Here is a 23,478-nt window from a genome sequence, read left to right as displayed (position 1 = left end):
CATCACCGGCGGACCCCTCATGGCGATCTACGGTATCGGCACCGACATCATCCAGGTGAGCCGCGTCGCGGCGGTCATGGAGCGCACCCAGGGCCGCTTCGCGGCGCGTGTGCTCGGCCCCGAGGAACTCGCGGTCTACGAGGCGCGCAAGGCGCGTTCGGAAGTGCGCGGCCTCGCGTATCTGTGCACGCGGTTTTCGGCGAAAGAAGCGTTCTCGAAGGCGATCGGCCTCGGCATGCGCATGCCGATGACATGGCGCGCGATGCAAACGCTCAACGAACGCAGCGGGCGCCCCGTGATCGTCACGTCGGGTGTGCTCAAGGCATGGCTCGACGAACGCGGCATCACCGCGCACGTGACCATCACCGACGAGCGCGACTACGCGGTGTCGTTCGTCGTCGCCGAAACGAAATAAGCGGATCCCCCGGCGAATCGGCGCGAGAGCCGATACGCTTTTGCCGCCTCAACCTTTCTCCCAGACTGATCGATGAAGAGACCTCCCGGACCGGTAATGCTCGACGTGGTCGGCACCACGCTGACCGACGACGACGTGCGCCGCCTCGCGCACCCGATGACCGGCGGCGTGATCCTGTTCGCGCGCCACTACGAAAACCGCGCGCAGCTCGTCGCGCTCACCGACGCGATTCGCGCCGTGCGCGAAGACCTGCTGATCGCCGTCGACCACGAAGGCGGGCGGGTGCAGCGCTTTCGCACCGACGGCTTCACCGTGCTGCCCGCCATGGGCCGCATCGGCGCGCTGTGGGACAAGGACGTGCTGCTCGCGACCAAGCTCGCCACGGCGGTGGGCTATATCCTCGCGAGCGAGTTGCGCGCGTGCGGCATCGACCTGTCGTTCACGCCGGTGCTCGATCTCGGCTACGGCCAGTCGAAGGTCGTGGGCGACCGCGCGTTTCACCGCGACCCGCGCGTGGTCACGCTGCTCGCCAAGAGCCTGAATCATGGCCTCGCGCTCGCGGGCATGGCGAACTGCGGCAAGCATTTCCCGGGGCACGGCTTCGCCACCGCCGACTCGCACGTCGCGGTGCCGGTGGACGAGCGGCCGCTCGACTCCATTCTGTGCGAGGACGCGCTGCCGTACGACTGGCTCGGCCTGTCGCTCTCGGCGGTGATGCCGGGCCACGTGATCTACCCGAAGGTCGACGCCAAACCGGCGGGCTTCTCGCGTATCTGGGTCGAGGAAATCCTGCGCAGGCGCCTGCGTTTCACGGGCGCGATCTTCAGCGACGATCTCTCGATGGAAGCGGCGCGCCAGGGCGGCACGCTCGCCGAAGGCGCGCGCGCGGCGCTCGAGGCGGGCTGCGACATGGTGCTGATCTGCAACCAGCCGCACGAAGCGGAAAAGGTGCTCGACGCGCTGCGCGCGGTCGAGCCGCGGCGTTCGCCGAAGGCCTCGGCGCGCCGCATCAAGCGCATGAGCGCGCGCGGCAAGGCGCAGCGCTGGGACAAGCTCGTGGCCGACCCGGGCTACATCGAAGCGCAAGCGCTACTGCGTTCCGTGCTCCCCTGAACGGCGCGCGCTACGTCGGCGTTACGTTACAGGCGGCCGTAACGTTGGCGGTTTCGTCACCATGAAAAAACGGGCCTTCATCACTGAAGGCCCGTTTTTTTGCGTTTGCCGACGGTTCGAGACGACGCCCGGCGTCAGTTCAGCCGCATGCGCTGCAACTTGTTGTAGAGCGTTTTCGGGCTGATGCCGAGCAGCGAAGCCGCGCGATGGCGCGTGCCGCCCACGGCGTCGAGCGTTGCGCGAATCAGCATTTCCTCGACATCGGCGAGCGGCGTGCCCACGGTGACCTGCACGCGGCCGCCGTTCACGTCGCGCCCGCCGGAGCCGCTGGTGTCTTCGGCGTGCAGCGTTTCCACCACTTCGCCCGAGGCTTGCCACGCGCGCTTCACGCGTTCGTGCAGTTCGCGCACGTTGCCGGGCCAGTCGTAGGTCAGGCATTCGCGGATGAACGACGGCGCAATGAGGCGCGTCGTGCCCGAAATGCCATGGCCGTTGCCGTTGCCGTTTCCATTCCCGTTGCCATTGCCGTTGCCGTGGTGATGCGACTGGCGATTCAGCTCGTCGATACAGGCGATGGCGAGCAGCGCGGCGTCTTCGTCGCGTTCGCGCAGCGGCGGCAACTGGATCGCGGCGGCGTCGAGACGCATCCACAGGTCCTCGTGCAGCGCGCCCTGGCGCACCGCGTCGCGCGGCGGCACGCGGGTCGCCGCGATCAGGCGGAAGTCGGTGCCGACTTCGCTGTTGCCGCCCACGCGCATGAAGGTTTGCGAGTCGAGCGCGCGCAACAGCGCTTCCTGCTGGTCGCGCGGCAGTTCCGTCAGTTCGTCGATGAACAGCGTGCCGCCGCTCGCCTGGTCGACGAGACCGGGCTCGCGCTGCTCCGCGCCCGCGAACGCGCCGCGTTCATGGCCGAACAGCACGCTCGCGAGCGGGCGGCCGCTGGCGGCTTCGGCGACGAGGGAACGCGCGTCGCAGAGCACGAACGGCCCCTTGCGGCGGCGGCTCAGCTGATGCAGCGTGCGCGCGGTCACTTCCTTGCCCGTGCCGGGTTCGCCGTGCACGAGAATCGCGGATTCGGTGGGGGCGAGCTGTTCGAGCGCGTCGTAGACATGCTGGATCGCGTTGCTGCGGCCGAGCATCGGGCCGAAGCGGCCGAGTTCGCGCAGCGTCGTACGCAGCGCGCGAACCTCTTCGGTCAGCTCGTACGGACGCGGAATGCGCGCGAGCAGGCTGCGCAGGCGCGGAATGTTGACGGGCTTGAGCAGATAGTCCCAGATGCCGTGGCGCAAGCCTTCGATCGCGCTTTCGACCGTGGCGTTGCCGGTCATGACGATCACGGGCAACGCGCCGCCGGGCGGCTGCGCGGGCAGGTTGGGCAGCAGTTCGAGACCGCCGCCGTCGGGGAGATTCAGATCGACGAGCACGACATCGGGGATGAAGCGTGCGAGGGCGGCGCGCGCTTCGGCGAGCGTCGCGGCGGTGTCGACGGAAAAACCGTCCGCCGACAAAATGGCCGAAAGGCCGGACAGGCTATTAGGATCGTCTTCGACAATCAGCGCGTGGGGCATGGCGGTAGGGCTTACGGATGAGCGCGGTCGCGCCCGAGCACCGCGGGCAGGGCGGTCGCCCGGCACACGGACTCGCGGCGCGCAACGGCGCGGCACGATACGAAAGATGTCACCGAGATCACCGAGATGTCTCGAATCGGGTTATTCAGTTCCGGTCCTCCCAGTTATGCTGCGCCAGATCGGGGGCGCGGCGGCGCTACCGGCAGCGAGCTGCCGGCGGCCGTCTGTTGGCGCATGCCGGAATTCGTTGTGGATTCGGCGTGCGCGCAACCCCCGTTCTGAGCCGCAAGTGGGCAGAGCCAGCCATGCCTCGGAGTCGTATCAGTCGATCGGCCGGTTCGCGTCGAACCAGCGGCGCACTTCGAGTTCCGCCTCGTCGCGCGTCTTGCCGTACTTTTCCTGGATGAGCCCGGCGAGGCGATCGGCGCGGCCTTCCGCCTTGATGAGCTCGTCGTCCGTCAACTCGCCCCAGGCGGCCTTGGCCTTGCCAACCATCTGCTTCCACTTGCCTTCAGCAATGTCATTGTTCATCGTGTTTCTCCAGTGAGAGGAAAGAGCGCGTCGAACGCTTCCTCGTTCAGAGCAGAAACCGTGCCACGAGAGTTTTATCGGTTTGATTACGTTCAAGAACCACTTAAAACGTAGCGGCGACGCGGTGCCTGGACCGCTATGCCGCCTACTTTCGTGCAGGGGCAAACGTAAAAACCGGTAAGAATTCCCGTAGAAGCCTCAAACATACACGTTCAGACGAAAAAGAAAAAGCGCCCCGAGGGGCGCTTTCTTCATACAATTCGCCATGCATGATTGCCGCGCATCAAAATGCGCCGCGCATGGACGTTCGCTTACGCGCGGCTACGATATTCGTTCGTGCGCGTGTCGATTTCGATCTTGTCGCCGATATTGCAGAAGAGCGGCACTTGCAGTTCGAAGCCGGTTTGCAGCTTGGCGGTCTTGAGGACCTTGCCCGACGACGTGTCGCCCTTGACTGCCGGTTCCGTGTAGATGATTTCGCGAACCAGAACCGTCGGCAGTTCGACCGAGATGGCCTTCTCGTTGTAGAACACGACTTCGCAAGCCATGCCGTCTTCGAGGTAGTTGAGGGCGTCGCCCATCATTTCGCCTTCGACTTCGTACTGGTTGTAGTCGGCGTCCATGAACACGTACATCGGGTCGGCGAAGTACGAGTACGTCACTTCCTTGCGGTCGAGCACGACGACGTCGAACTTGTCGTCGGCCTTGTAGACGGTTTCCATGCCTGCGCCCGACAGCAGGTTCTTGAACTTCATCTTCACGACGGCCGAGTTACGGCCCGACTTGTTGTACTCGGCCTTCTGCACGACCATGGCGTCGTTACCGATCATCACGACGTTGCCGACGCGGAGTTCCTGTGCGGTCTTCATAAAAAACTGTCCTGTCCAGATTAAATAGCTTCGAGTGTGCGCGGCGGCAAACGTCGCAAGCGGATTTGCGTGAAACCTGGGCGATGCGACCCCGATGTAACTCTCGCGATACCCTCGTGATGCAGCTTGAAACGAGGGGTATAGGAGAATCCGCCTGGAGGCCCGCCCGGGCCCCGCTCAAAAGCCCGCTTGAGACGGCTGCCGCCGGATAACCGCTTATTTTAACTGACTTTTTGCGAATTCGGCTAGGTTTGCGGCGAGGTCGCCCACCTGCGCGAGTTCGTCGCGCCAGGCCTGCGCGCGCGCCGTATAGGCGGGCAGATGCGCGGCAAATTCGGTCCAGTCGGGCGTGCCGCGGCCGTTCCACGCGTGCCAGAAGCGTTCAAGCGCGGCGCGCGGCGCCTCGGGCAGCGTGCGGTCGTAATGCGCGAGCGCGGCGTCGAGCTTGGGCAGATGCGCTTCGTCGGCTTGCGGATAGATGTGCCAGACGAACGGCTTGCCCGCCCATTGCGCGCGCACGAACGAATCCTCGCCACGCACGAAATTCAGGTCGCTAGCCCACAACAGCGGGTCGTAACCGCGCTGCTCCGTGAACGCGAGCGCGTGCGCGCGCAGCGAGCCGCGTTCGGCCCGAACGGGCGCGGTGAACGCGGGCACGCCGAAAAAGCGCGCCAGCGCGCCCGAGATGCGGCCTTCGGGCACGAGCAGGACGATGGGCGTGGCGCTGTCGCGCCATTGCGCGAGCAGACCGTCGATGGCCGGGTTTTCGTAGGCGAACAGCGAGATCACCGTGGCTTCGGCGGCGGGCGGCGGCCCGCCGGTCGCGCGCTGCCACCACGCGGCGCGCGCCTCGGGCGAGCTTTCGAATTCGGCGCGCGCGGCGTCGAGCGTGCGTTCCTTGATGACGCCGCCCGTGCCCGGTCCGAGCCCCGGAAAGAAGAAGTGCTTGGCGAGCGCGTAGCGCGGATGCGGCGAGGGGCGCAGATGGAAGTCGGCGATCCAGTCTTCGGCGCTCAGGTATTCGAGATTGAGCCAGACCGGTTTGCTCGCGCGCTCGGCCATTGCCGCCACGTAGACAGGCGGCAACTCGCACGCGAACGCCTCGATCACGACATCGGCGATACGCAGCGTTTCGCCGGCGTGCGCGGGCTCGTGCCAATGTTCGACGAAAACGCCCTCGACGGTTTGCGTCGCGCGCGCCGTGTCGAGCGCCGGGCACAGCTTCCGGAACGCGTGCAGGTCGTCGACGAACAGGCGCACCTGCCAGCCATGCTCGCTCGCGAGCTGACGCGCGAGACGCCAGCACACGCCGATGTCGCCGAAGTTGTCGATCACCGCGCAGAACAGGTCGCAGGCGATGGTCGAATCGGCGGCGGCGGAAGCGGGGGAGGCAGCAGCGATGGCGGTCGAATCTGTGGAATCGGGCGCAGCGGTCGGTTCGGTCATGAGAGGGCGGCAGCGCGGCACCCGGCAGGCAGGTTCGGCGCGGCGCGGAATGATCTAAACTTGCGATTCTAGGACAGCGTCATGAATGCGTCGCGACGGCTGCGCAGTCGGTGCCGCCGCTTCGGCCGCCCGCCGTGGCGATCGCGCTGGCGGCGCGGCATCAACGCCAAACGGCGCAACACGACGCAACACGACGCAAAACGACGCAAAACGACGCAGAGCGACACACCACGAGGCGCAACGCCCGCGCCCGCATGACCGCAACATTGCTGCAAGCTCGTTGCAGCCCCCAACCCGTCCCCGACACTGGATGACCGACACCGACGTTTTCGACCCGAAAAAGACGCTCGCGCAATTGCCGCATCTGCCCGGCGTCTATCGCTATTACGACGCGCACGGCGCCGTGCTCTATGTCGGCAAGGCGCGCGACCTCAAGAAGCGGGTCTCGAGCTACTTCACGAAGACGCTGCTTTCGCCGCGCATCGCCATGATGGTGTCGCGCATCGCACGCATCGAGACCACGGTCACGCGTTCTGAGGCCGAGGCGCTGCTGCTTGAGAACAATCTCATCAAAGCCCTCGCGCCGCGCTACAACATCCTGTTTCGCGACGATAAGTCCTATCCGTTTCTCAAGCTCACGGGGCACAAGTTTCCGCGCATGGCGTACTACCGCGGCGCCGTCGATCGCAAGAATCAGTACTTCGGGCCGTTCCCGAGCGCGTCGGCGGTGCGCGAGAGCATCCAGATCCTGCAACGCGTGTTTCAGTTGCGCACCTGCGAGGACTCGGTGTTCAACAACCGCACGCGGCCGTGTCTGCTGCATCAGATCGCGCGCTGCACGGCGCCGTGCGTGGGCGCGATCAACGCCGAGGACTACGCGCGCGACGTGAACAACGCGTCGCGTTTCCTGCTCGGCCGTCAGAACGAGGTGATGAAGGAACTCGAAACGAAGATGCACGCGTTCGCCGCGGATCTGAAGTTCGAGCAGGCGGCGTCGGTGCGTAACCAGATGAGTTCGCTCTCGACGGTGCTGCATCAGCAGGTGATCGAAACGGGCAGCGAGAGCGACGTCGACATTCTGGCCGTGGTCGCGCTGGGCGGGCGCGTGTGCGTGAATCTGGCGATGGTGCGCGGCGGCCGCCACCTCGGCGACAAGGCGTACTTCCCGGCGCATGTGGAGCGCGCGCTCACCGACGAGGAGGGCGGCGTGGCCGAAGCGATCGACAGCGAAACCGTGCTCGCGGCGAGCGCGCTCAAGTCGCTGCCGTCGCTGGCGCGCAAGACGGTGGAGGATTTCGTCGACGAGGTGAACGCCGAAGACGAAGCGAGCGCGGAGCAGCGCGCGATGCCGGAGGCCGATGGCGCGTTCGATGGCGAATTCGACGCCGGGATGCCCGACGCGCTCGCGCTCGCGGCCGATCTCGCCAGCGACGAGGCCAGCGACGAGGCCAGCGACGAGGCCAGCGAGGATGCGACCGCCGCCGCGACCCGCGGCGAAGCGACCGAAGCCGGCACCGGAGCCACATCGGCGAAAGCCGGCAAGCGCAAGCCGCGCGAAGCGGGCATCGAATCCGAAGTGCTCGACGCGTTCATCGCCCAGCATTACTTCGGCAACCGCGTGCCGCCGGTGCTGGTGGTGAGCCACCCGCCCGCGAACCGCGAACTCGTCGACGTGCTCAGCGAGCAGGCCGGTCACAAGGTCACGCTGCTGCGTCAGCCGCAAGGGCAGAAGCGCGCGTGGCTCGCGATGGCCGAGCAGAACGCTCGGCTCGCGTTGGCGCGCCTGCTTTCGGAACAAGGCTCGCAGCAGGCGCGCACGCGCACGCTCGCGCAGCTCCTCGGCCTCGAACTCGACGATCTCGCGCATCTGCGCATCGAGTGCTTCGACATCAGCCATACGATGGGCGAGGCGACCCAGGCGTCGTGCGTGGTCTATCACCATCACAAGATGCAGTCGGCCGAATATCGCCGCTACAACATCACGGGCATCACGCCCGGCGACGACTACGCGGCCATGCGTCAGGTGCTCACGCGCCGCTACGAGAAGATGGTCGCGCAGGCCGCGCAGGCGCCCGTGCCCGACGCCACGCACACGGTGCCGCCGCCCACGGATCCCGCCGACCCGGACGCGCCCGCGCTCGAAGCCGAAGCCGAAGCACAAGCGGAGGACCAGCTGGAAGACCAGGCGGAAGATCGGGTGGAAGGCGGTGAAGCGATCGACGTCGGCGATGCGCCGCCGCCTGGCGCGATGCTGCCCAACATCGTGTTGATCGACGGTGGCAAGGGCCAGGTGGAGATCGCGCGCCAGGTGTTCAGCGAACTGGGTCTCGATCCGGCCATGCTCGTTGGCGTGGCGAAGGGCGAGGGCCGTAAGGTCGGGCTGGAAACGCTCGTGTTCGCCGACGGCCGCGCGCCGCTCGAGCTCGGCAAGGAAAGCGCGGCGCTCATGCTGGTCGCGCAGATTCGCGACGAGGCGCACCGCTTCGCCATCACCGGCATGCGCGCGAAGCGCGGCAAGACGCGCCAGACCTCGCGTCTCGAAGAGCTGGAAGGCGTGGGCGCGAAGCGGCGCCAGCGCTTGCTGGCGCGCTTCGGCGGGCTGCGCGGCGTGATGTCGGCGAGCGTCGACGATCTCGCGAGCGTGGAGGGTATTTCGCATGCGCTCGCGGAGCAGATCTATCAGCAACTGCACTAGCGCCGCGCGAGAACCGCGTGCCGGCAACCGACACCGCGTGGGGTCGCCGGCCACTTTGCTTGTGGGAGGACAGGCGACGCGGCACAATTGCATCTCCTTTATTGCATCCATCCTGACAGACAGCGCCAGCCGATGCCGTTCAATATTCCGATTCTCCTGACGTGGCTGCGGATCCTGGCGATTCCGCTCGTGGTGGGCGTGTTCTATCTGCCGCAGACGATGCTCTCTCCAATGCAGCAGAACGTGGCGGCGATGCTGATCTTCGTGCTGGCGGCGCTCACCGACTGGTTCGACGGCTTTCTTGCGCGCAAATGGAATCAGACCTCGTCGTTCGGCGCGTTCCTCGACCCGGTCGCGGACAAGCTCATGGTGACCGCCGCCTTGCTCGTGCTCGTGCATCTGCAGCGGCTCGACGCCGTGATCGCGCTCGTGATCGTCGGTCGCGAGATTGCGATTTCGGCGCTGCGCGAGTGGATGGCGCAGATCGGCGCTTCGAAGAGCGTGGCCGTGAACTCGCTCGGCAAGTTCAAGACGGCATGCCAGATGGTCGCGATCCCGATGCTGCTGTTCTACGCACCGCTCACGCTCGGCGGCGTGACGCTGTTCGATTCGCGCATCTGGGGCGCGTGGCTGATTTACGTGGCGGCGTTCCTGACCATCTGGTCGATGCTCTATTACATGAAGCTCGCCTGGCCGCAGATCCGCGAGCGGGGCAGTCTGTGAGTGTTCGCGTTGGCGCGGCGTTCAACCCGCCGCGCAGATTTTTCTAAAAAGATGGCGCGAAGGGGTTGACACCATTCCGCAGCTTATACATAATCTCACTTCTCCGCTGCACACGCAGCAGCAAACAAGCAGATGCGGTGGAGTTGGCCGAAGATAAGCGGTAGTTAAGCGAAGTCGGTGGCGCGGTAGCAAAATGCGGGAGTAGCTCAGTTGGTAGAGCGCAACCTTGCCAAGGTTGAGGTCGCGAGTTCGAGACTCGTCTCCCGCTCCAGTTTAAGGTGCGGCGTTTTAGCGGTAATGAACGAAGTGCCCAGGCAGTAAAGCGTAGTAGCAATGCGGGAGTAGCTCAGTTGGTAGAGCGCAACCTTGCCAAGGTTGAGGTCGCGAGTTCGAGACTCGTCTCCCGCTCCACATGCCAAGGGGAAGCAGCGCTTCCCTTTTTGTTTGGTAGGCCTTGAGTCCACGTCGGGCCGCCGTACATTATCTGTCCGGTCGTTGTGTTGCCGGTCAGTCCGCTTCTGGCGCGATAGCAAAGCGGTTATGCAGCGGCCTGCAAAGCCGTGTAGGCCGGTTCGACTCCGGCTCGCGCCTCCAGATGAATCAAAAAGCCACCTTCGGGTGGCTTTTTGTTTTGCCCCACGGCATTGCACGATCGCGCCATCGCGCGGCTGTCGCATCGCCGCTATTGCACCGCCGTTGCTGCACCGCCTTTGCTGCACAATAGCCGCCGTCATCTCTTCGCCTGCGAGACCCCCATGTCCATCGAACTTCCCGAAGACGCGCGCACTCAGGCGATCGCGTCGATCCAGCGTTACTTCGACACCAACATGGACGAGCCTATCGGCAATATCGCCGCGGGCGCGCTGCTCGGCTTCTTTCTCGAAGAGATCGCACCGGCCGTGTACAACCAGGCGATCGTGGATGCGCAGGACAGCTTACAGGCGCGCATCGTCGAGCTCGACATCGACCTGCACGAAGAGCCGTTCAAATACTGGCGCAAATACGCGGAGCCGCGCCGGCGTAAATGAGCGCGTCGGCGTCATGGCACGATGCGCCGCGCGCAGGAGGCGCGGCATAATCGTGGCCACCTTCCCCTGTTCTGACGGAAATCACGAATCATGACTGCGCAGTCTCCCGCTTCGCCCCCGACCACGCAACTCGCCTTCGACTGGCAATGGCAGGCCTTCGACGCGCTCAGCCCACGCGAAGTCTATGCGCTGCTCAAGCTGCGCTCGGAGGTGTTCGTCGTCGAGCAGAACTGCGTGTATGGCGACATCGACGGTCTCGATCTCGGCGCCTGGCATCTGTTCGCCTGGCACGATCGCGATGGCGCGCGGGCACTCGCGGGCTATCTGCGCGTGCTGGTGCCCGACGCCGGCGAGGCGAGCGTGCGCATCGGCCGCGTGGTGACTTCGCCGGATTATCGCGGCATCAAGCTCGGCAACGCGTTGCTCGAACGCGCGATTGCGCGGATCGGCCAGCAGTGGCCCGGCGTGCCGATGCGTTTGCACGCGCAGGCGCATCTGCAAAAGTTCTATGGGGCGTTCGGTTTCGTGCCCGAAGGCGAGATCCACGACGAGGACGGCATCCCGCACGTGTGGATGCGTTCGGCCTGAGTTCGCCCAGCCGCCTGGTGTGGCTCAGGGGCGGCTTATAAGCGGCTTATTGGCGGGCTTATAGGCGGGCTAGGCGGCTTAAGTGCGCAAGGTTTGGCGCTTCCCGGCATCCGCGCCGGCCGTGTGCGCACGGCGTGGCTGCGGCAGACGTCCGCGCGCGGAGAGCCGCATCCAGTGGCGCAGCGCGATCAGCGCGCCGATCACGCTCATCATCGAGCCGGGAATCCACAGCAATAGCCCGCCGATCTGCTGATCGCGCAGCGGCGAGAGCCACGTGAAGGCGCGGCCGCAGATCGAATAGACGGGATACAGCTCGCGCGGCGTGAAGAAAATGAATGCGCCGAGCACGATCTGCGGCGGGATCGCCGCGATCACCACCAGCACGCGCTTGCCCGGCGAGAGTCGCGCGGGCGGCGCGGGGCGCGCGTCGAGTACCAGCCACCAGAACAGCAGCCCGTCGATGACCATGCTCCAGTTCATCACGCGATACAGGCGCCAGTCGAGCATCGCGATGAAGTGTATCGGCGAGAACAGCCAGAAATAGATGAGGCCGACGAAGAGCGTCACGGCGACGACGGGATGCATCACCACGTCGAGCGCGAGACGCACGGGCCGCGCGGCGAGGGCGGGGCGCACGAAGCGCTGCCGCCACGCGAACGGGATGCCGGCGCGCAGCGCCGCGCCCGGATACGCGAGCGCGATGAAGAACGGCCCCAGATGATGGAGCACGAGATGCTGCGCGCGATGCATGAAGAACTCGTGCTCGAAGAAGTAATCGAGCCGCGTGTGCAACGCGACGTAGAGCGCGCCCAGGCCGAACCAGAACGATAGCTGCCGCGCGAACGTGACGCGCGCATGGCGCTTGCCGCGCACGAACAGCACCGCCGTGATCAGCATGACGATCACGACGGTCGGCGAGGGCTCCCAGGGTTCGAGCCAGTAGAGCGGATTCATCGCGGGTGACTCAACGGGTTCATCGCGGGTGGCTCACGGGTTCATCGCGGGCGGCTCAACGGGTTCATCGCGGGGCTCAATGGCTCCTCGCACGATGCGCCCGCAACGATTCGCGCCGCGTTACTGCCCGGCGGGCGACTTCACCGCGAACGGCGTATCGAGCGTCTCGCCGTCCGAGAAGTGCAGCTTCACGTTGACGGTGTCGCCGGGCGCGATCTTGTGCTTCGCCTGTTCGAGCATCAGGTGATAGCCACCCGGCGCGATCGCGAGCGTGCCGTGCGCGGGCACTGTCGCCTTGTGCACCATCACCATCTTTTGCGTCGAACCGTTCGACACGGTCTGATGCAGCATGACCATGCCGTAGGCGTCGCTCGACACATCGACGAGATCGACGGGCTTGTCGCCGTCGTTCTTGAGCGTCACGTAACCGCCGGCCGGCAGATTGTTGGGCAGCCAGCGCACCCAGGCGTTGTCCGCGCTGAGCGTGCCGGCGGCCTGCGCGGCCGTGGGCGCGAAGGCGGCGACCGTGCCCAGTGCAAAGCCGAAAGCGGCGGTCAGTGACTTGAGGTTCTTCGTCATAAGGCTTCCTGTTGCGTGTTTCCGTGGTGTTGAAGGTGAGGCGGGCGGCGCGGCCGTGACGCGCGCTAGGTCGTGCCGCGTATCACGCGACGCAGGTCGTGCGCGATGGCGTCCGGCGTATCGTGGTCGGTGGCGAGCAGGCGCGCGCGGCCCTCGGCGTCGAATACGTAGACCGCCGAGCTGTGCGTGACTTCGTAGTCGCCGTTCGGGTCGCGCTGCTCCATCTGATACGCGACACGGTAGCGCTTCGCGAGCGCCTCGACCTGCGCGTCGCTGCCGGTGAGGCCGCGCGCGTGCTGCGCGTCGAACGCGCCCACATAGGCGTGCAGCGCGGCGGGCGTGTCGCGCGCGGGATCGACGCTGATAAAGAGAATGCGTACGTCCTGCGCGTCGGGGCCGAGTTTTGCTAAAACGCTCATCAGCCGCGCCATGGTCTCGGGGCAGACGTCGGGGCAATGCGTGTAGCCGAAATACACCAGCGCCGTCTTGCCGCGAAAGCTCGCGCCGGTCGCGGGCTGGCCGTTGTCGGCGGTGAGCGCGAAGTCGAGATCGGGCAGATGACCGCTCACGTTGGTCAGCTCCCACGGCTGGCCGCGCGGCGAGCAGGCGGCCAGTAGCGTCGCGCCCGCTGTCAGCAGGGCAAGCGCGCCGGTGCGAAGCCGGACCCGCGGTCGTGAACGAGCAATCAACGCAATAAGTGGCACAAGCGGTAGCAAAGCGGCGGCACAAGCGGTAGCAAAGCGGTGGCAAAAGCGTCTCGAAGACCCGGTCGATACGATGGCGGCGACCGCGCACTGGCGCGGTGCATCGTCTGCGAATGTAGCAAAATTGGCTGCGCGGTGCCGCGCGCGGCACGATATGGGCTCGCGCCGCGTCGATTGGTCGCGCCCGCTGAAAGTGAACCGTAGCCGCATCGACAGACATGTGTACGCAAAACGTGTCGATTCCGCATGGCTGCGGCACCGGCCCGGTGGGCGCGGCGCCCAGCCTTACTTTCTCGAAAATCATCTGAAGGCGCGGTAAGATGCGCACACTTCTCCGGTAGCCGTTCGCGGCCCGGAACCAACCCGGCCAAGGCCGAGGGACGAACCGACGTAATGCAAGCCTCTTCGCAAGCACTTCCGACAGTCCTGCCGCCTGATCAGACGGCATTTTTCTTCGATTTCGACGGCACGCTCGTCGAACTCGCGCCCACGCCCGACGGCGTGCTGGTGCGTCCCGACATGCTCGCGCTGCTCGCCGAGCTGCGGCGCCTGACGCACGGCGCCGTAGCCATCGTCTCGGGCCGCGGCATCGACAGCATCGACGCGTTCCTCGGCATGCCCGATCTGCCGATCGCGGGTCTGCACGGCGCCGAGCGGCGCGATGCCAATGGCGACACGCAGCGTGTCGGCTTTCACGACGAGCGGCTGCTGCACATGGAGCAGGTGCTCGCCGAAGTCGTGCGCACGCATCCGGGCATGCTGCTGGAGATCAAAGGCGCGGCGCTCGCGCTCCATTACCGCAACGCGCCCGACTACGAACCCGCCGCGCGCGCCGCGACCGAGCGGCTCGCCGCCGAGTTCGCGAACGCTTACGTGCTGCAGCCCGGCAAGATGGTCTACGAAATCAAGCCGAAGGACGTCGACAAGGGCCGCGCGCTGCGCGCTTTCCTCGACGAGCCGCCGTTCGCGGGGCGCCGCCCCGTGTTCGCCGGCGACGATCTGACCGACGAGAAGGGCTTCGCGGTCGTCAACGAAAAGGGCGGCGTGTCGATCAAGGTCGGCGGCGGCGACACCATCGCCACCACGCGCGTGGAGTCGGTCGAAGCGCTGCTCGGCTGGCTGCAAACGCTCGTGGCCGCAATGCGCGCTTCGAAGTGATGGTGCCGATGATTCACGCGATTCCCCCGTTCTTCGCCGGAGCCGACGCCGCATGAGCCGACTCATCATCGTCTCGAACCGCGTCGCGCCGATCTCGGAAGGCGGTCCGGCCGCGGGCGGCCTCGCCGTGGGCGTGTACGACGCGCTCAAGGAAACCGGCGGCATGTGGTTCGGCTGGAGCGGCGACGTGCTGCCCTCGGGCCAGCCGCAGATCGCGGTGGAGGAGCGCGGTCCCGTCACGTTCGCGACCATCGGCCTGCTGCGCCGCGACTACGACCAGTACTATCGCGGCTTCTCGAACGCCACGCTCTGGCCCGCATTCCATTACCGCGCCGATCTCGTCCAGTACGACCGCCACGAGTACGAAGGCTATTGCCGCGTGAACACGTGGCTCGCGCAGCAACTCGTGCCGCTCCTGCGCGACGACGACGTGATCTGGGTCCACGACTATCACCTGATTCCGTTTGCCCAGGCGCTGCGCGCGGCGGGCGTGAAGAACCGTATCGGCTTTTTCCTGCACATTCCGTTTCCGGCCTCGCAGGTGCTGCTGGCGGTGCCGCCGCATCGCGAACTCGTGCAGGCGCTGTGTTCGTTCGATCTGCTCGGCTTTCAGACGAAGCCCGACCTGCGCGCGTTCTGCGATTACATCGTGAACGAGGCGGACGGCAGCGTCGCCAAAGAGGCGGGCGGCCTCACGCGCATCGAGGCCTTCGGTCAGACGCTCTACGCGAACGATTACCCGATCGGCGTGTATCCCGACGAGATCGCCGAACTCGCGAAGGCCGGCGAAAACGACAAGCCGGTGCGCACGCTCAAGTCGACGCTGCATGGCCGCAAGGTCATCATGAGCGTCGACCGGCTCGATTATTCGAAGGGGCTCGTCGAGCGGTTCCGCGCGTTCGAGCGCCTGCTCGATCACGGCGCCGCGCAGCGCAACAAGGTCTCGTTCGTGCAGATCGCGCCGCCCACGCGCGCCGACCTGCATGCGTACCAGGACATCCGGCTGCGGCTCGAAGCCGAGTCGGGGCGCATCAACGGACGCTACGCCGAACTCGACTGGACGCCGATCTGGTACATCCACCGCCAGTACGAACGCTCGGTGCTCGCCGCGCTGTTTCGCGCGTCGCACGTGGGCTACGTCACGCCGCTGCGCGACGGCATGAATCTCGTCGCCAAGGAATACGTCTCGGCGCAGGATCCCGAAGATCCGGGCGTGCTGGTGCTGTCGCGCTTCGCGGGCGCGGCGCAGGAGCTGGAAGGCGCGCTGATCGTCAATCCGCTCGACATCGACGGCATGGCCGACGCGCTCAACGCGGCGCTGACCATGCCGCTCGCCGAGCGCGTGGCGCGTTACCGCGACATGATGGTGCAACTGCGCGAGAACAACGTTTCGGTGTGGCGTGACCGCTTCATGCGCGATCTCGGGGCATTGTTGGCGCGCTGACGGCGCGCTCAGGTCGCCTTGCGCTTGCGCTTCATCATCGGCAGAAAACAAAAAGCCGCTTCGAACTTCGAAGCGGCTTTTTTGCCTGGCCGGAGGGCGGGGCGCCCGACGCCCGGGCGTCAGGCCACGTGCTGCTCGTCGGGCTTCTTGCTGCCCAGATGCAGGGTGGATTGCTTGCCGTATTGCTTCGACAGCAGATCGCGATAGAGGCCCGGACGATTGCGCAACTCGTCGGGGCTGCCGTCGTCGATCACCTTGCCCGCGCTCATCACGATGATGCGGTCGAAGTTGTTGAGCGTGGACAGCCGGTGCGCGATGGCGATCACGGTGCGGCCCACCATGAGCCGGTCGAGCGCCTGCTGGATCGCTTCCTCCGAAGCGCTGTCGAGCGCGGAGGTGGCTTCGTCGAGCAACAGGATGGGCGCGTTCTTGAGGATCGCGCGCGCAATGGCGATACGCTGGCGCTGGCCGCCCGAAAGCTTCACGCCGCGGTCGCCCACGATGGTGTCATAGCCTTCCGGCATCGCCTCGATGAACTCCGAGCAGCGCGCCTCGCGGGCCGCCGCGAGCACTTCCTCGCGGCTCGCCTCGGGGCGGCCGTAGGCGATGTTCTCGTAGATCGAGCGATGCAGCAGCGAAATGTCCTGCGGCACCAGCGCGATCGCATGACGCAGGCTGTCCTGCGTCATGTGCGCGATGTCCTGGCCGTCGATCTTGATCGAGCCGCCCTGCGTGTAATAGAAGTGCTGCAGCAGCGCGAGCACCGTGGTCTTGCCCGCGCCCGACTTGCCGATCAGGCCCACGCGCTGGCCCGCCTCGATGCGCAGATCGAAGTGATCGAGAATGGGCTTGCGATGCGGGTAGGCGAAGGTCACGCCTTCGAATTCCACGCGGCCGCCCTGGGCCACGAGTTCGGCGGCGTCGTCGCGGTCGGGCATGCCGTGCGGTTCGAGCAGCGTCTGCACGGCCTCGGCGAGACGCGCCACGTGCTGCGTCACGTCGACGAGCGCCACCGCGAGGTCGCGCGTGCCGTGCAGGATCGTGAAGCCGAGCGAGCTGACGAGCACGATGTCGCCCGAGGTCGCCTTGCCCTGGTTCCAGAGCCACAGCGCCCAGCCGAGCAGGCCGGCCGAGAGCATGGCCGTGATCACGGCGTGCAGCAGGCGCAGCTTTTCGAGGTAGAGCAGGCTCTGGCGGCGCGCGTCGAGTTCGGCCTTCACGGTCGAGCCGAAGCGGTTCTGCTCGCGCATCGTCATGCCGAAGGCGCGCACCAGCGCCATGTTGCCGATCACGTCCACCAGTTCGCCGTCCACGGCGGCCGCCTTGGAGGCGAACGTGTGGTGCTTCGACGACCCGCGCCCGGCGAGCTTGAAGAGGATCACCGAGAGAATCGCCGAGCAGATCAGCAAGCCTGCCGCCATCAACGGATTGACGGCGATGATCATGACGATGGCGCCCGCCACGGCGATACACGGCGGCAGCACGTTCCACGCGGTGGTGTTCTCGGCCGTGTACACAGCGTTCGAGGTGGCCGTGATGCGGCTCGCCAGGGTGCCGGGCTGCTTTTCCGCGTAGTAAGTGGGCGAATGACCGCTCAGATACTGGAAAAGATCGCGCCGCAGGTCGCCCGTCACCTGGACGAACGTGTGCGCCGCGAACCAGCCGCCAACCCGCCAGAGCAGGTTGTCGGCGGCGATCAGGCCCACGAGGATGGCGAAGGCGCTCCACAGCGGGCCCGGATGGTGGCGGCCGGCGCCGAGCACGTCGATCAGATGCTTGATCGCGTATTGCGAGGCGAGCGCGCAGCCCACGGCCGCGAAAACGCTGGCGAGCACCACGGCGTGGGCGAACGGATGGCGCTTGATATAGCGGAATAGGAACGCGAGCGGACGCCGCGCATAGCTCGCGAGCTTTGCGTTGTGGGCGTTACGCTGGGCGATGGTCAGATGTTCCAATTGTTCGGTGGTCGGTCTGACGGAGCTTGGTCCGTGCAAGTTCAAAGGTAGTCGGGAATCGCGCGTTAGCAAACCGTGTCAAAAAACGCGGCTTTCGCGCGCCGAAACGAGGGCGGACCCTGCGCATTGTAAACACGCATGGGCCAAGTCGCACTGTGTGTGCCCGGCGGAGGCGCATCATATCGCGACATGGGGACAGAAAATACGTCATGTCCCCGTGATGTTGCAGCCAAGGTTCAGCGGGATTTGCGCACCGATTTCAAGATAGAATTGCGGATTGCATTCGGGACCGGCTCGTGCGCTGGAGCAGGTTGCTGTTCCAGAACGTGAGCACGGCGCGCTCCTGCCGGACGCGACGAAAGAAAACTGTCATCTTGCTGCGACTTCCTCGCGCAGTGTCCGCCGTTCTCTTTCGCCGCGTAGCCCCCAATCTAGAACTGTGTTTGAAAACAAGGGGTTGCCGAGTGTTTCCGGTTTGTAACAACGTAAAGACTTTGAAATGATCTTGTCCGCGTTTTCCCTGGATCGGGATAATGCGAACTCGAACGACGTAGGGAATTTGACAGCTTCTTTGTCAACGACCGCGAGCCCTGCGCGTTTACCGCCTGAACCGCCGCGTGTACCGATTGCATGAGTCGTACTTTTCTGACGAATCCTGCAACTGCGTCGGGTCTGTGTCCGGATCACCGGCGCGGTTATGCGGTACTCACGCCTGGCGGTGCGCGGCATACGGAAAAGCCGCAGTCTGCCCGGGTCGATTGTCAAATTTGCAGTTTTTTGCCCGATTTATTACGAGGAAGGAGTTCACCACTATGCGAATCGCTCAAATCGCTCCGTTGCACGAGGCGGTTCCTCCCAAGCTGTACGGCGGCACGGAACGGGTGGTCTCCTACCTGACCGAAGCGCTGGTCGAGCAGGGCCACGACGTCACGCTTTTCGCGAGCGGCGATTCGGTTACCTCGGCGAAGCTCGAAGCGTTCTGGCCGCAGGCACTGCGTCTCGACCCGACGATCCGCGACGTCATGGCGCCGCACATGCTGCTGCTCGAAGAAGTCCGCCGCCGCGCGGAAGAATTCGACGTGCTGCACTTCCACATCGACTATTACCCGTTCTCGCTGTTCCAGCGTCAGCCGGTCCCGTTCGTCACGACGATGCACGGCCGTCTCGACCTGCCGGAACTGCAACCGATCTTCAACGCGTTCAACGACGTGCCGGTCGTGTCGATTTCCGACAACCAGCGCATTCCGCTCGCGCAGGCGAACTGGCAGCAGACCGTCTATCACGGCCTGCCGGAAGACGTGCTCACGCCGATCCCCAACGTCGAACCGGGCTACCTCGCGTTCCTCGGCCGCGTTTCGCCGGAGAAGGGGCTTGACCGCGCGATCCGTATTGCCGGCCAGGCAGGCATGAAGCTCAAGGTCGCCGCCAAGATCGACAAGGCCGACCGCGCCTACTACGAAGAAACCATCAAGCCGCTGATGGCGCTCCCGCACGTCGAGTACATCGGCGAAATCGGCGAAGCCGAAAAGCGCGAGTTCCTCGGCAACGCGCACGCGCTGGTGTTCCCGATCGACTGGCCGGAGCCCTTCGGTCTGGTGATGATCGAAGCCATGGCCTGCGGCACGCCGGTGATCGCGTTCAAGCGCGGCTCGGTGCCGGAAGTCATCGAAAACGGCGTCTCGGGTTTCGTCGTCGAAGACGAAATCAGCGCGGTGGCAGCGCTCAAGCGTCTGCCGTCGCTGTCGCGCGCCGGCGTGCGCAAGGCGTTCGAAGACCGCTTCTCGTCGAAGGTGATGGCGCGTAATTACGTGGCCGTCTACGAAGAGCTGCTGCGTCAGAAGCACCGCACGGTGCTGCGCGAAGTCAACGCAGGCTAAGCGCGCCGATGCCGGAGGCGCCAGGCGCGCATCCGGTTTCCGCTTTTCTTACAGCGCCCCGATGCTTCGGTATCGGGGCGCTGTCATATTCGGGGCCGATGCTTGCGGCGGGGCAACCTGCGCGAGCGCGCGAGGCGGCTCGCGAAGTGTCTCGAATATGCGGCAGCGCGTGAGACGCGCACGCAATGTCCCTATAATGGCCCTGCCGCAAAAACCGCGACTTTGGAGAACGACCTTGCCGAGAACCCGACCGACGCCCACGGCCACCGTACCCGGTGCCGGGACGCTGTTCGCGCTGCGCGCGATCGGTCTCGTCATGCTCGCGCGCTGGCTCCATTCCATGGGGCAGATGAACTTCTTCGCCGCGCTCGAAAGCATGGCGTCGTCGCCGGCCGCGTGCCTGAATCTCGTCTTCCTGTTTTTGCTGATCGTGCTGCCGGGCGCCAAGGCGCGCGTCGAGCGGCCGTATCACCCGTTGCCGCAATGGCTGCGTCAGGCGCTGCGCTTCCTCGGGCTGCTCGGTTTCCTGTTCGCGATCGGTTCCATCGGCATGTTCGTCTGGGCGGCGGGCTGGCGGCGCACGGTCATGGCCATCGCCGAGACCAACGGCTGGCTTGTCGCCGCGCCCGCGCTCTATCTTGCCGTTGTGTGGATCTGCCGTCCGCGCGCGTTGTGGCGCACCAATATCGCGGCGCGCCGGTTCGCGATCGGCCGCTTCGCCGTGTCGATCGACGCCGCGACCCGCACGACCGTGGTCTGGCAGGAAAGCCGCAAGCTCGGCCAGTACGATGCGCGCGAACTTGCGGTGCGCTGGCTCGCGGGCGCGCCGCAGGGCGGGGCGGCGGTGGCGCCGCTGCCCGCGTTGCTGCCGGCGCCGGTGAGCGCGGTTTCGTCTCATGGGGAGGCGTACGGCGTGTCTTCGTCCGGCGTGGCTTCGCCCGGCGTGGCTTCGCCCGGCGTGGCTTCGCCGGTGCATGACGCCGAAACCCCCGCCGTCGAAACACCCGCCGTTGAAATACATCACGCGCCGGAAGTCATGCCGGTCGCATCGCCGGATCACGCCGAAAGCGCGGGTGCCAGCCCCACCGCAAACCCTGCGGCAACCACCGCGCCCGCCCGCGCCGTGCCGCCGGCCGCACCCACGCCCGCACCGCAGCGCTCGCGCTGGCCGAAGATCGAATTGCTCTGGGACTCGCCCGCCGCGGCCGGTCACAACCGTCAGACGGTGTTTCGCGTCGGGCTGCGCAGCGAAAACGACCGCTTGGCGGCACGCGCGCTCGACACCGCGCTGCGTCAAGCCTGAACGAGCGGGCCTGGGCGCCCAGGCGCCACGCGCGCCGAACATCGAGCATCATCGCTATGTCGCCGTTTGCGCCCGGGCGCGCTGGCGGCATTGCCGTTGAGCTGTTGCTTTGCCGATCCCGTCGTCGCTACCGAAGGAGTCGCAATGCTCACACGCTGGTTGCTGGCCGCCATCCACCTGCTCGCCTTCGGGTTCGCGCTCGCCTCGATCTTGCGGCGCACGCGTGGCCTGCGCCGCTGCACCTCCACCGAAGCGCTGCCGCTGATCTTCAGCGCCGACAACGGCTGGGGCGGCTCCGCGCTCGTGCTGATCGTGACCGGCGTGATGCGCGCGTTCGGCGGCTTCGAAAAGGGCGCCGATTATTATCTGCACGCGCCGCTCTTTCACGTGAAGATGGCCGCGCTCGTCCTCATTCTCGCGCTCGAAGTCGCCCCGATGATGGCGATGCTGCGCTGGCGCAACGCCGTGCGGCGCGGCGACGTGCCCGATCTCACGGGTGCGCCGAAGTACGCGCGTATCGGTACGTGGCAGACGCTGCTGCTGATCGTGATGGTGTTTGCCGCAACCGGCATGGCGCGCGGCATCGGCTTCGACTCAGGCGCCGGCGCGGACGCGGGCTAGGGCGCGGGTCTGGCGTGAATCAGGCGTGAATCAGGCGCGTCGGGCGAGGCGACCCCGCCGCGTGCCGATCCCGTCGACGAAAAAAAAAGACCCGCGCGCGGCGGGTCGTCAAGGCAACAAGCCACTGCAACGTCTCACTGGATCATTGCAGATTGCCCGCCACCGCCACGGTCTGCCCCGTGATGTAGTTCGATTCCGGCGAACAGAATAGATAGACGCCGCCCGCCGCTTCTTCGGGCGTGCCGCCACGGCCGAGCGGATTGCGCTGCGCGTGCGTCTTGAGCATCTCGGGGTTCAGGCCCACGCGAATGTCGCGGCCGTCGATCCGCACCGTCGCGCCCGCCTTGGCGTCGGCGGACGTCATGCGCGTGTGGATCAGCCCGAACGCGACCGCGTTCACGTTCACGTTGAAGCGTCCCCATTCGCGGGCGAGTGCGCGCGTCATGCCGATCACGCCCGCCTTCGCCGACGAGTAGTTCATCTGCCCGGCGTTGCCGTTGAGCGCCGAGACGGAAGAAATGTTGACGATCTTGCGATACACCTCGCGGCCTTCGGCAACGTCGGCGGCATGCAGCGCCTTCACGTGCGGGTAGGCCGCGCGCAGGATGCGAAACGGCGCGGTCATGTGACAGTCGATGATCGCGTACCACTGCTCGTCGGTCATCTTCTGGATCACGTCGTCCCACGTGTAGCCCGCGTTGTTCACGATGATGTCGATACCCTGGTACGCGCTCATCGCCGTGTTGACGAAGCGTTCGGCGAAGTCGGGCGCGGTGACGTTGCCCACGCACGCGGTGGCCTGCGCGCCCATCTTCTTCAGCGCTTCGACGGTTTCGTGCGCCGGCTCGGCGTCGAGATCGTTCACGACGATGCGCGCGCCCTCGCTCGCGAGTTTTTCGACGATCGCGCGACCGATGCCGCGCCCCGAACCGGTGACGAGCGCCACCTTGCCATCGAGCTTGCCCATGCTGCTGTCTCCTTCAAACGAGTGATTCGAAGCGGATTCAATGCGTTGATTCAAAGCGCGACCACGGCGTCGCCCACGACGCGCGTTTCGCCGTACTGATTGGCTGTCTGGATTTCGAGGCGCACGCGGCGCTCGCCGTCGGCCTCGAATTTATCGACCACACGCCCCGTGCAGACGATGCGATGCCCGAGCTGCGTGATGCCGACGAAGCGCACACCGAACTGGCGCAACTCCCGCTGATCCACCCATTGCGTGAGCAGCCGGCCGAGCCACGCCATCGAGAGCATGCCGTGCGCGAACACGTCGGGCATGCCCGCGCGGCGCGCGTAATCGATGTCGATATGCACCGCGTTGTGGTCGCCCGAGGCGCCTGCGAACAGCGCGAGCATCGTGCGGTCGACGGCGGGGAGTGCCAGCGGCGGCAGCGTGTCGCCGAGCTGGATCGTGTCGAAGTTCAGTGAAGTCATGCGCCGTCTCCGTTAGCCGTTGCGTTGCACGATCACGCTGCGCAGATCCGCCACGAGTTCTCCGCGCGGGTTCGTCACGCGCGTCTCGCGCACCACGAATTCGAGCGCGCCCGCTTTCTTGTCGTAAATATCGGCGATGCGCGACTCGAACAGCAGCGCCTCGCCGGCATAAGCCAGCCGGTGATACGTGAAGGTCTGCTCGCCGTGCAGGATGCGCGGCAGCTCGATGCCGATCTCGTCGCGCCAGGCGTTGTCGGGGCGCCCGAACTCCAGCGAGAACAGGAACGTGGGCGGCAGCGGCAGGCCCGGATGCCCGGCGTCGCGCGCGGCCGCTTCGTCGAAATAAACCGGATTCGTCTCGCCGGTCGCCTTCGCGAAAAAGCGCAGCCGGCCCGCTTCGGCCACCGCGCGAAACGCGGGTAGCGTCTTGCCGATGAATTGCTTGTCGATCATGTCGATCGCTCCGTGACGTG

At 65.9% G+C, this 23,478-nt stretch carries 22 protein-coding genes and 3 tRNA genes; 14 read left to right on the top strand and 11 right to left on the bottom strand.

The window, feature by feature from the left end; translation table 11 throughout:
- Window positions 1-19: 19 nt before the first annotated feature.
- Window positions 20-415: a holo-ACP synthase gene (acpS, locus tag FAZ98_RS09265; RefSeq protein WP_158950877.1), complete on the top strand. Its 396-nt coding sequence runs from the start codon at window positions 20-22 to the stop codon at window positions 413-415.
- Between the two features lie 72 nt (window positions 416-487).
- Window positions 488-1,528, top strand: coding sequence for a beta-N-acetylhexosaminidase (nagZ, locus tag FAZ98_RS09260; RefSeq protein ID WP_158950875.1), 1,041 nt, complete (start codon window positions 488-490; stop codon window positions 1,526-1,528).
- A 134-nt stretch (window positions 1,529-1,662) separates the two neighbouring features.
- Here the strand turns inward: nagZ and FAZ98_RS09255 are convergent, their stop codons facing one another.
- The 4 genes from FAZ98_RS09255 to earP all read right to left on the bottom strand — a co-directional run bounded on the left by FAZ98_RS09255 (window position 1,663) and on the right by earP (window position 5,942).
- Window positions 1,663-3,096 (bottom strand): sigma-54-dependent transcriptional regulator, encoded by a 1,434-nt coding sequence (locus tag FAZ98_RS09255; RefSeq protein ID WP_158950873.1) that lies wholly within the window; start codon window positions 3,094-3,096, stop codon window positions 1,663-1,665.
- A 321-nt stretch (window positions 3,097-3,417) separates the two neighbouring features.
- Window positions 3,418-3,627, bottom strand: coding sequence for a CsbD family protein (locus FAZ98_RS09250; RefSeq protein WP_158950871.1), 210 nt, complete (start codon window positions 3,625-3,627; stop codon window positions 3,418-3,420).
- Between the two features lie 311 nt (window positions 3,628-3,938).
- On the bottom strand, window positions 3,939-4,496 hold the full coding sequence (gene efp, locus FAZ98_RS09245; protein WP_158950869.1) for an elongation factor P: 558 nt from the start codon (window positions 4,494-4,496) through the stop codon (window positions 3,939-3,941).
- 216 nt (window positions 4,497-4,712) lie between these two features.
- A complete protein-coding gene (gene earP / locus FAZ98_RS09240) occupies window positions 4,713-5,942 on the bottom strand; it encodes an elongation factor P maturation arginine rhamnosyltransferase EarP (RefSeq protein ID WP_158950868.1) in 1,230 nt (409 codons plus the stop codon).
- 310 nt (window positions 5,943-6,252) lie between these two features.
- Here earP and uvrC point away from each other — a divergent pair, with 310 nt between their 5' ends.
- The 7 genes from uvrC (at window position 6,253) to FAZ98_RS09205 (ending at window position 10,976) form a co-directional block, all read left to right on the top strand.
- Window positions 6,253-8,637 (top strand): excinuclease ABC subunit UvrC, encoded by a 2,385-nt coding sequence (gene uvrC, locus FAZ98_RS09235; protein WP_158950862.1) that lies wholly within the window; start codon window positions 6,253-6,255, stop codon window positions 8,635-8,637.
- 132 nt (window positions 8,638-8,769) lie between these two features.
- Window positions 8,770-9,360: a CDP-diacylglycerol--glycerol-3-phosphate 3-phosphatidyltransferase gene (gene pgsA / locus FAZ98_RS09230; RefSeq protein WP_158950860.1), complete on the top strand. Its 591-nt coding sequence runs from the start codon at window positions 8,770-8,772 to the stop codon at window positions 9,358-9,360.
- A gap of 195 nt (window positions 9,361-9,555) precedes the next feature.
- Window positions 9,556-9,631, top strand: a tRNA-Gly gene (locus FAZ98_RS09225).
- A gap of 64 nt (window positions 9,632-9,695) precedes the next feature.
- Window positions 9,696-9,771: transfer RNA gene (locus FAZ98_RS09220), tRNA-Gly, on the top strand.
- A 109-nt stretch (window positions 9,772-9,880) separates the two neighbouring features.
- A tRNA-Cys gene (locus tag FAZ98_RS09215) sits at window positions 9,881-9,954 on the top strand.
- Window positions 9,955-10,115: 161 nt separating this feature from the next.
- Window positions 10,116-10,388, top strand: coding sequence for a DUF2164 domain-containing protein (locus tag FAZ98_RS09210; protein ID WP_158950858.1), 273 nt, complete (start codon window positions 10,116-10,118; stop codon window positions 10,386-10,388).
- 90 nt (window positions 10,389-10,478) lie between these two features.
- Entirely contained in the window at window positions 10,479-10,976 is a 498-nt protein-coding gene (locus FAZ98_RS09205; protein WP_158950856.1) for a GNAT family N-acetyltransferase, read from the top strand.
- A gap of 78 nt (window positions 10,977-11,054) precedes the next feature.
- On the opposite strand, the gene FAZ98_RS09200 is transcribed toward FAZ98_RS09205, so the two are convergent.
- The 3 genes from FAZ98_RS09200 to FAZ98_RS09190 all read right to left on the bottom strand — a co-directional run bounded on the left by FAZ98_RS09200 (window position 11,055) and on the right by FAZ98_RS09190 (window position 13,213).
- Window positions 11,055-11,930: a cytochrome c oxidase assembly protein gene (locus FAZ98_RS09200; protein ID WP_158950854.1), complete on the bottom strand. Its 876-nt coding sequence runs from the start codon at window positions 11,928-11,930 to the stop codon at window positions 11,055-11,057.
- Window positions 11,931-12,050: 120 nt separating this feature from the next.
- A complete protein-coding gene (locus FAZ98_RS09195; RefSeq protein ID WP_158950852.1) occupies window positions 12,051-12,509 on the bottom strand; it encodes a copper chaperone PCu(A)C in 459 nt (152 codons plus the stop codon).
- 65 nt (window positions 12,510-12,574) lie between these two features.
- A complete protein-coding gene (locus tag FAZ98_RS09190) occupies window positions 12,575-13,213 on the bottom strand; it encodes an SCO family protein (RefSeq protein WP_407672003.1) in 639 nt (212 codons plus the stop codon).
- Window positions 13,214-13,606: 393 nt separating this feature from the next.
- On the opposite strand from FAZ98_RS09190, the gene otsB reads away from it, so the two are divergent.
- Both otsB and otsA read left to right on the top strand, forming a co-directional pair.
- Entirely contained in the window at window positions 13,607-14,371 is a 765-nt protein-coding gene (otsB, locus tag FAZ98_RS09185; protein ID WP_158950848.1) for a trehalose-phosphatase, read from the top strand.
- A gap of 52 nt (window positions 14,372-14,423) precedes the next feature.
- Window positions 14,424-15,815 (top strand): alpha,alpha-trehalose-phosphate synthase (UDP-forming), encoded by a 1,392-nt coding sequence (gene otsA / locus FAZ98_RS09180; RefSeq protein ID WP_158950846.1) that lies wholly within the window; start codon window positions 14,424-14,426, stop codon window positions 15,813-15,815.
- Window positions 15,816-15,934: 119 nt separating this feature from the next.
- Here the strand turns inward: otsA and FAZ98_RS09175 are convergent, their stop codons facing one another.
- Window positions 15,935-17,770, bottom strand: a complete 1,836-nt coding sequence (locus FAZ98_RS09175; protein ID WP_158950844.1) for an ABC transporter ATP-binding protein — start codon at window positions 17,768-17,770, stop codon at window positions 15,935-15,937.
- 812 nt (window positions 17,771-18,582) lie between these two features.
- On the opposite strand from FAZ98_RS09175, the gene FAZ98_RS09170 reads away from it, so the two are divergent.
- From FAZ98_RS09170 to FAZ98_RS09160, 3 genes are all read left to right on the top strand, one after another.
- Window positions 18,583-19,647 carry a glycosyltransferase family 4 protein gene (locus tag FAZ98_RS09170; protein WP_158950842.1) on the top strand — a complete coding sequence of 355 codons (1,065 nt, stop codon included), beginning with the start codon at window positions 18,583-18,585 and terminating at the stop codon, window positions 19,645-19,647.
- Between the two features lie 235 nt (window positions 19,648-19,882).
- The gene (locus FAZ98_RS09165; protein ID WP_158950840.1) at window positions 19,883-20,950 is read left to right on the top strand and encodes a hypothetical protein; all 1,068 of its coding nucleotides are present in this window, start codon (window positions 19,883-19,885) and stop codon (window positions 20,948-20,950) included.
- A 144-nt stretch (window positions 20,951-21,094) separates the two neighbouring features.
- A complete protein-coding gene (locus FAZ98_RS09160) occupies window positions 21,095-21,571 on the top strand; it encodes a DUF2214 family protein (protein ID WP_158950838.1) in 477 nt (158 codons plus the stop codon).
- 142 nt (window positions 21,572-21,713) lie between these two features.
- Here the strand turns inward: FAZ98_RS09160 and FAZ98_RS09155 are convergent, their stop codons facing one another.
- From FAZ98_RS09155 to FAZ98_RS09145, 3 genes are read right to left on the bottom strand one after another with little or no spacing between them, the layout of a single operon-like run.
- Window positions 21,714-22,538, bottom strand: coding sequence for an SDR family NAD(P)-dependent oxidoreductase (locus tag FAZ98_RS09155; protein ID WP_158950836.1), 825 nt, complete (start codon window positions 22,536-22,538; stop codon window positions 21,714-21,716).
- A 50-nt stretch (window positions 22,539-22,588) separates the two neighbouring features.
- Window positions 22,589-23,005 (bottom strand): MaoC family dehydratase, encoded by a 417-nt coding sequence (locus FAZ98_RS09150; protein WP_158950834.1) that lies wholly within the window; start codon window positions 23,003-23,005, stop codon window positions 22,589-22,591.
- Between the two features lie 12 nt (window positions 23,006-23,017).
- Window positions 23,018-23,458: a MaoC family dehydratase N-terminal domain-containing protein gene (locus FAZ98_RS09145; RefSeq protein WP_158950832.1), complete on the bottom strand. Its 441-nt coding sequence runs from the start codon at window positions 23,456-23,458 to the stop codon at window positions 23,018-23,020.
- Window positions 23,459-23,478: the final 20 nt, after the last annotated feature.

This window comes from Paraburkholderia acidisoli, assembly GCF_009789675.1.
GTDB classification, from domain to species: Bacteria; Pseudomonadota; Gammaproteobacteria; order Burkholderiales; family Burkholderiaceae; genus Paraburkholderia; species Paraburkholderia acidisoli.
Note: the sequence above shows the minus strand (reverse complement) of the source record. Positions and strands in the feature narration are given on the sequence as shown.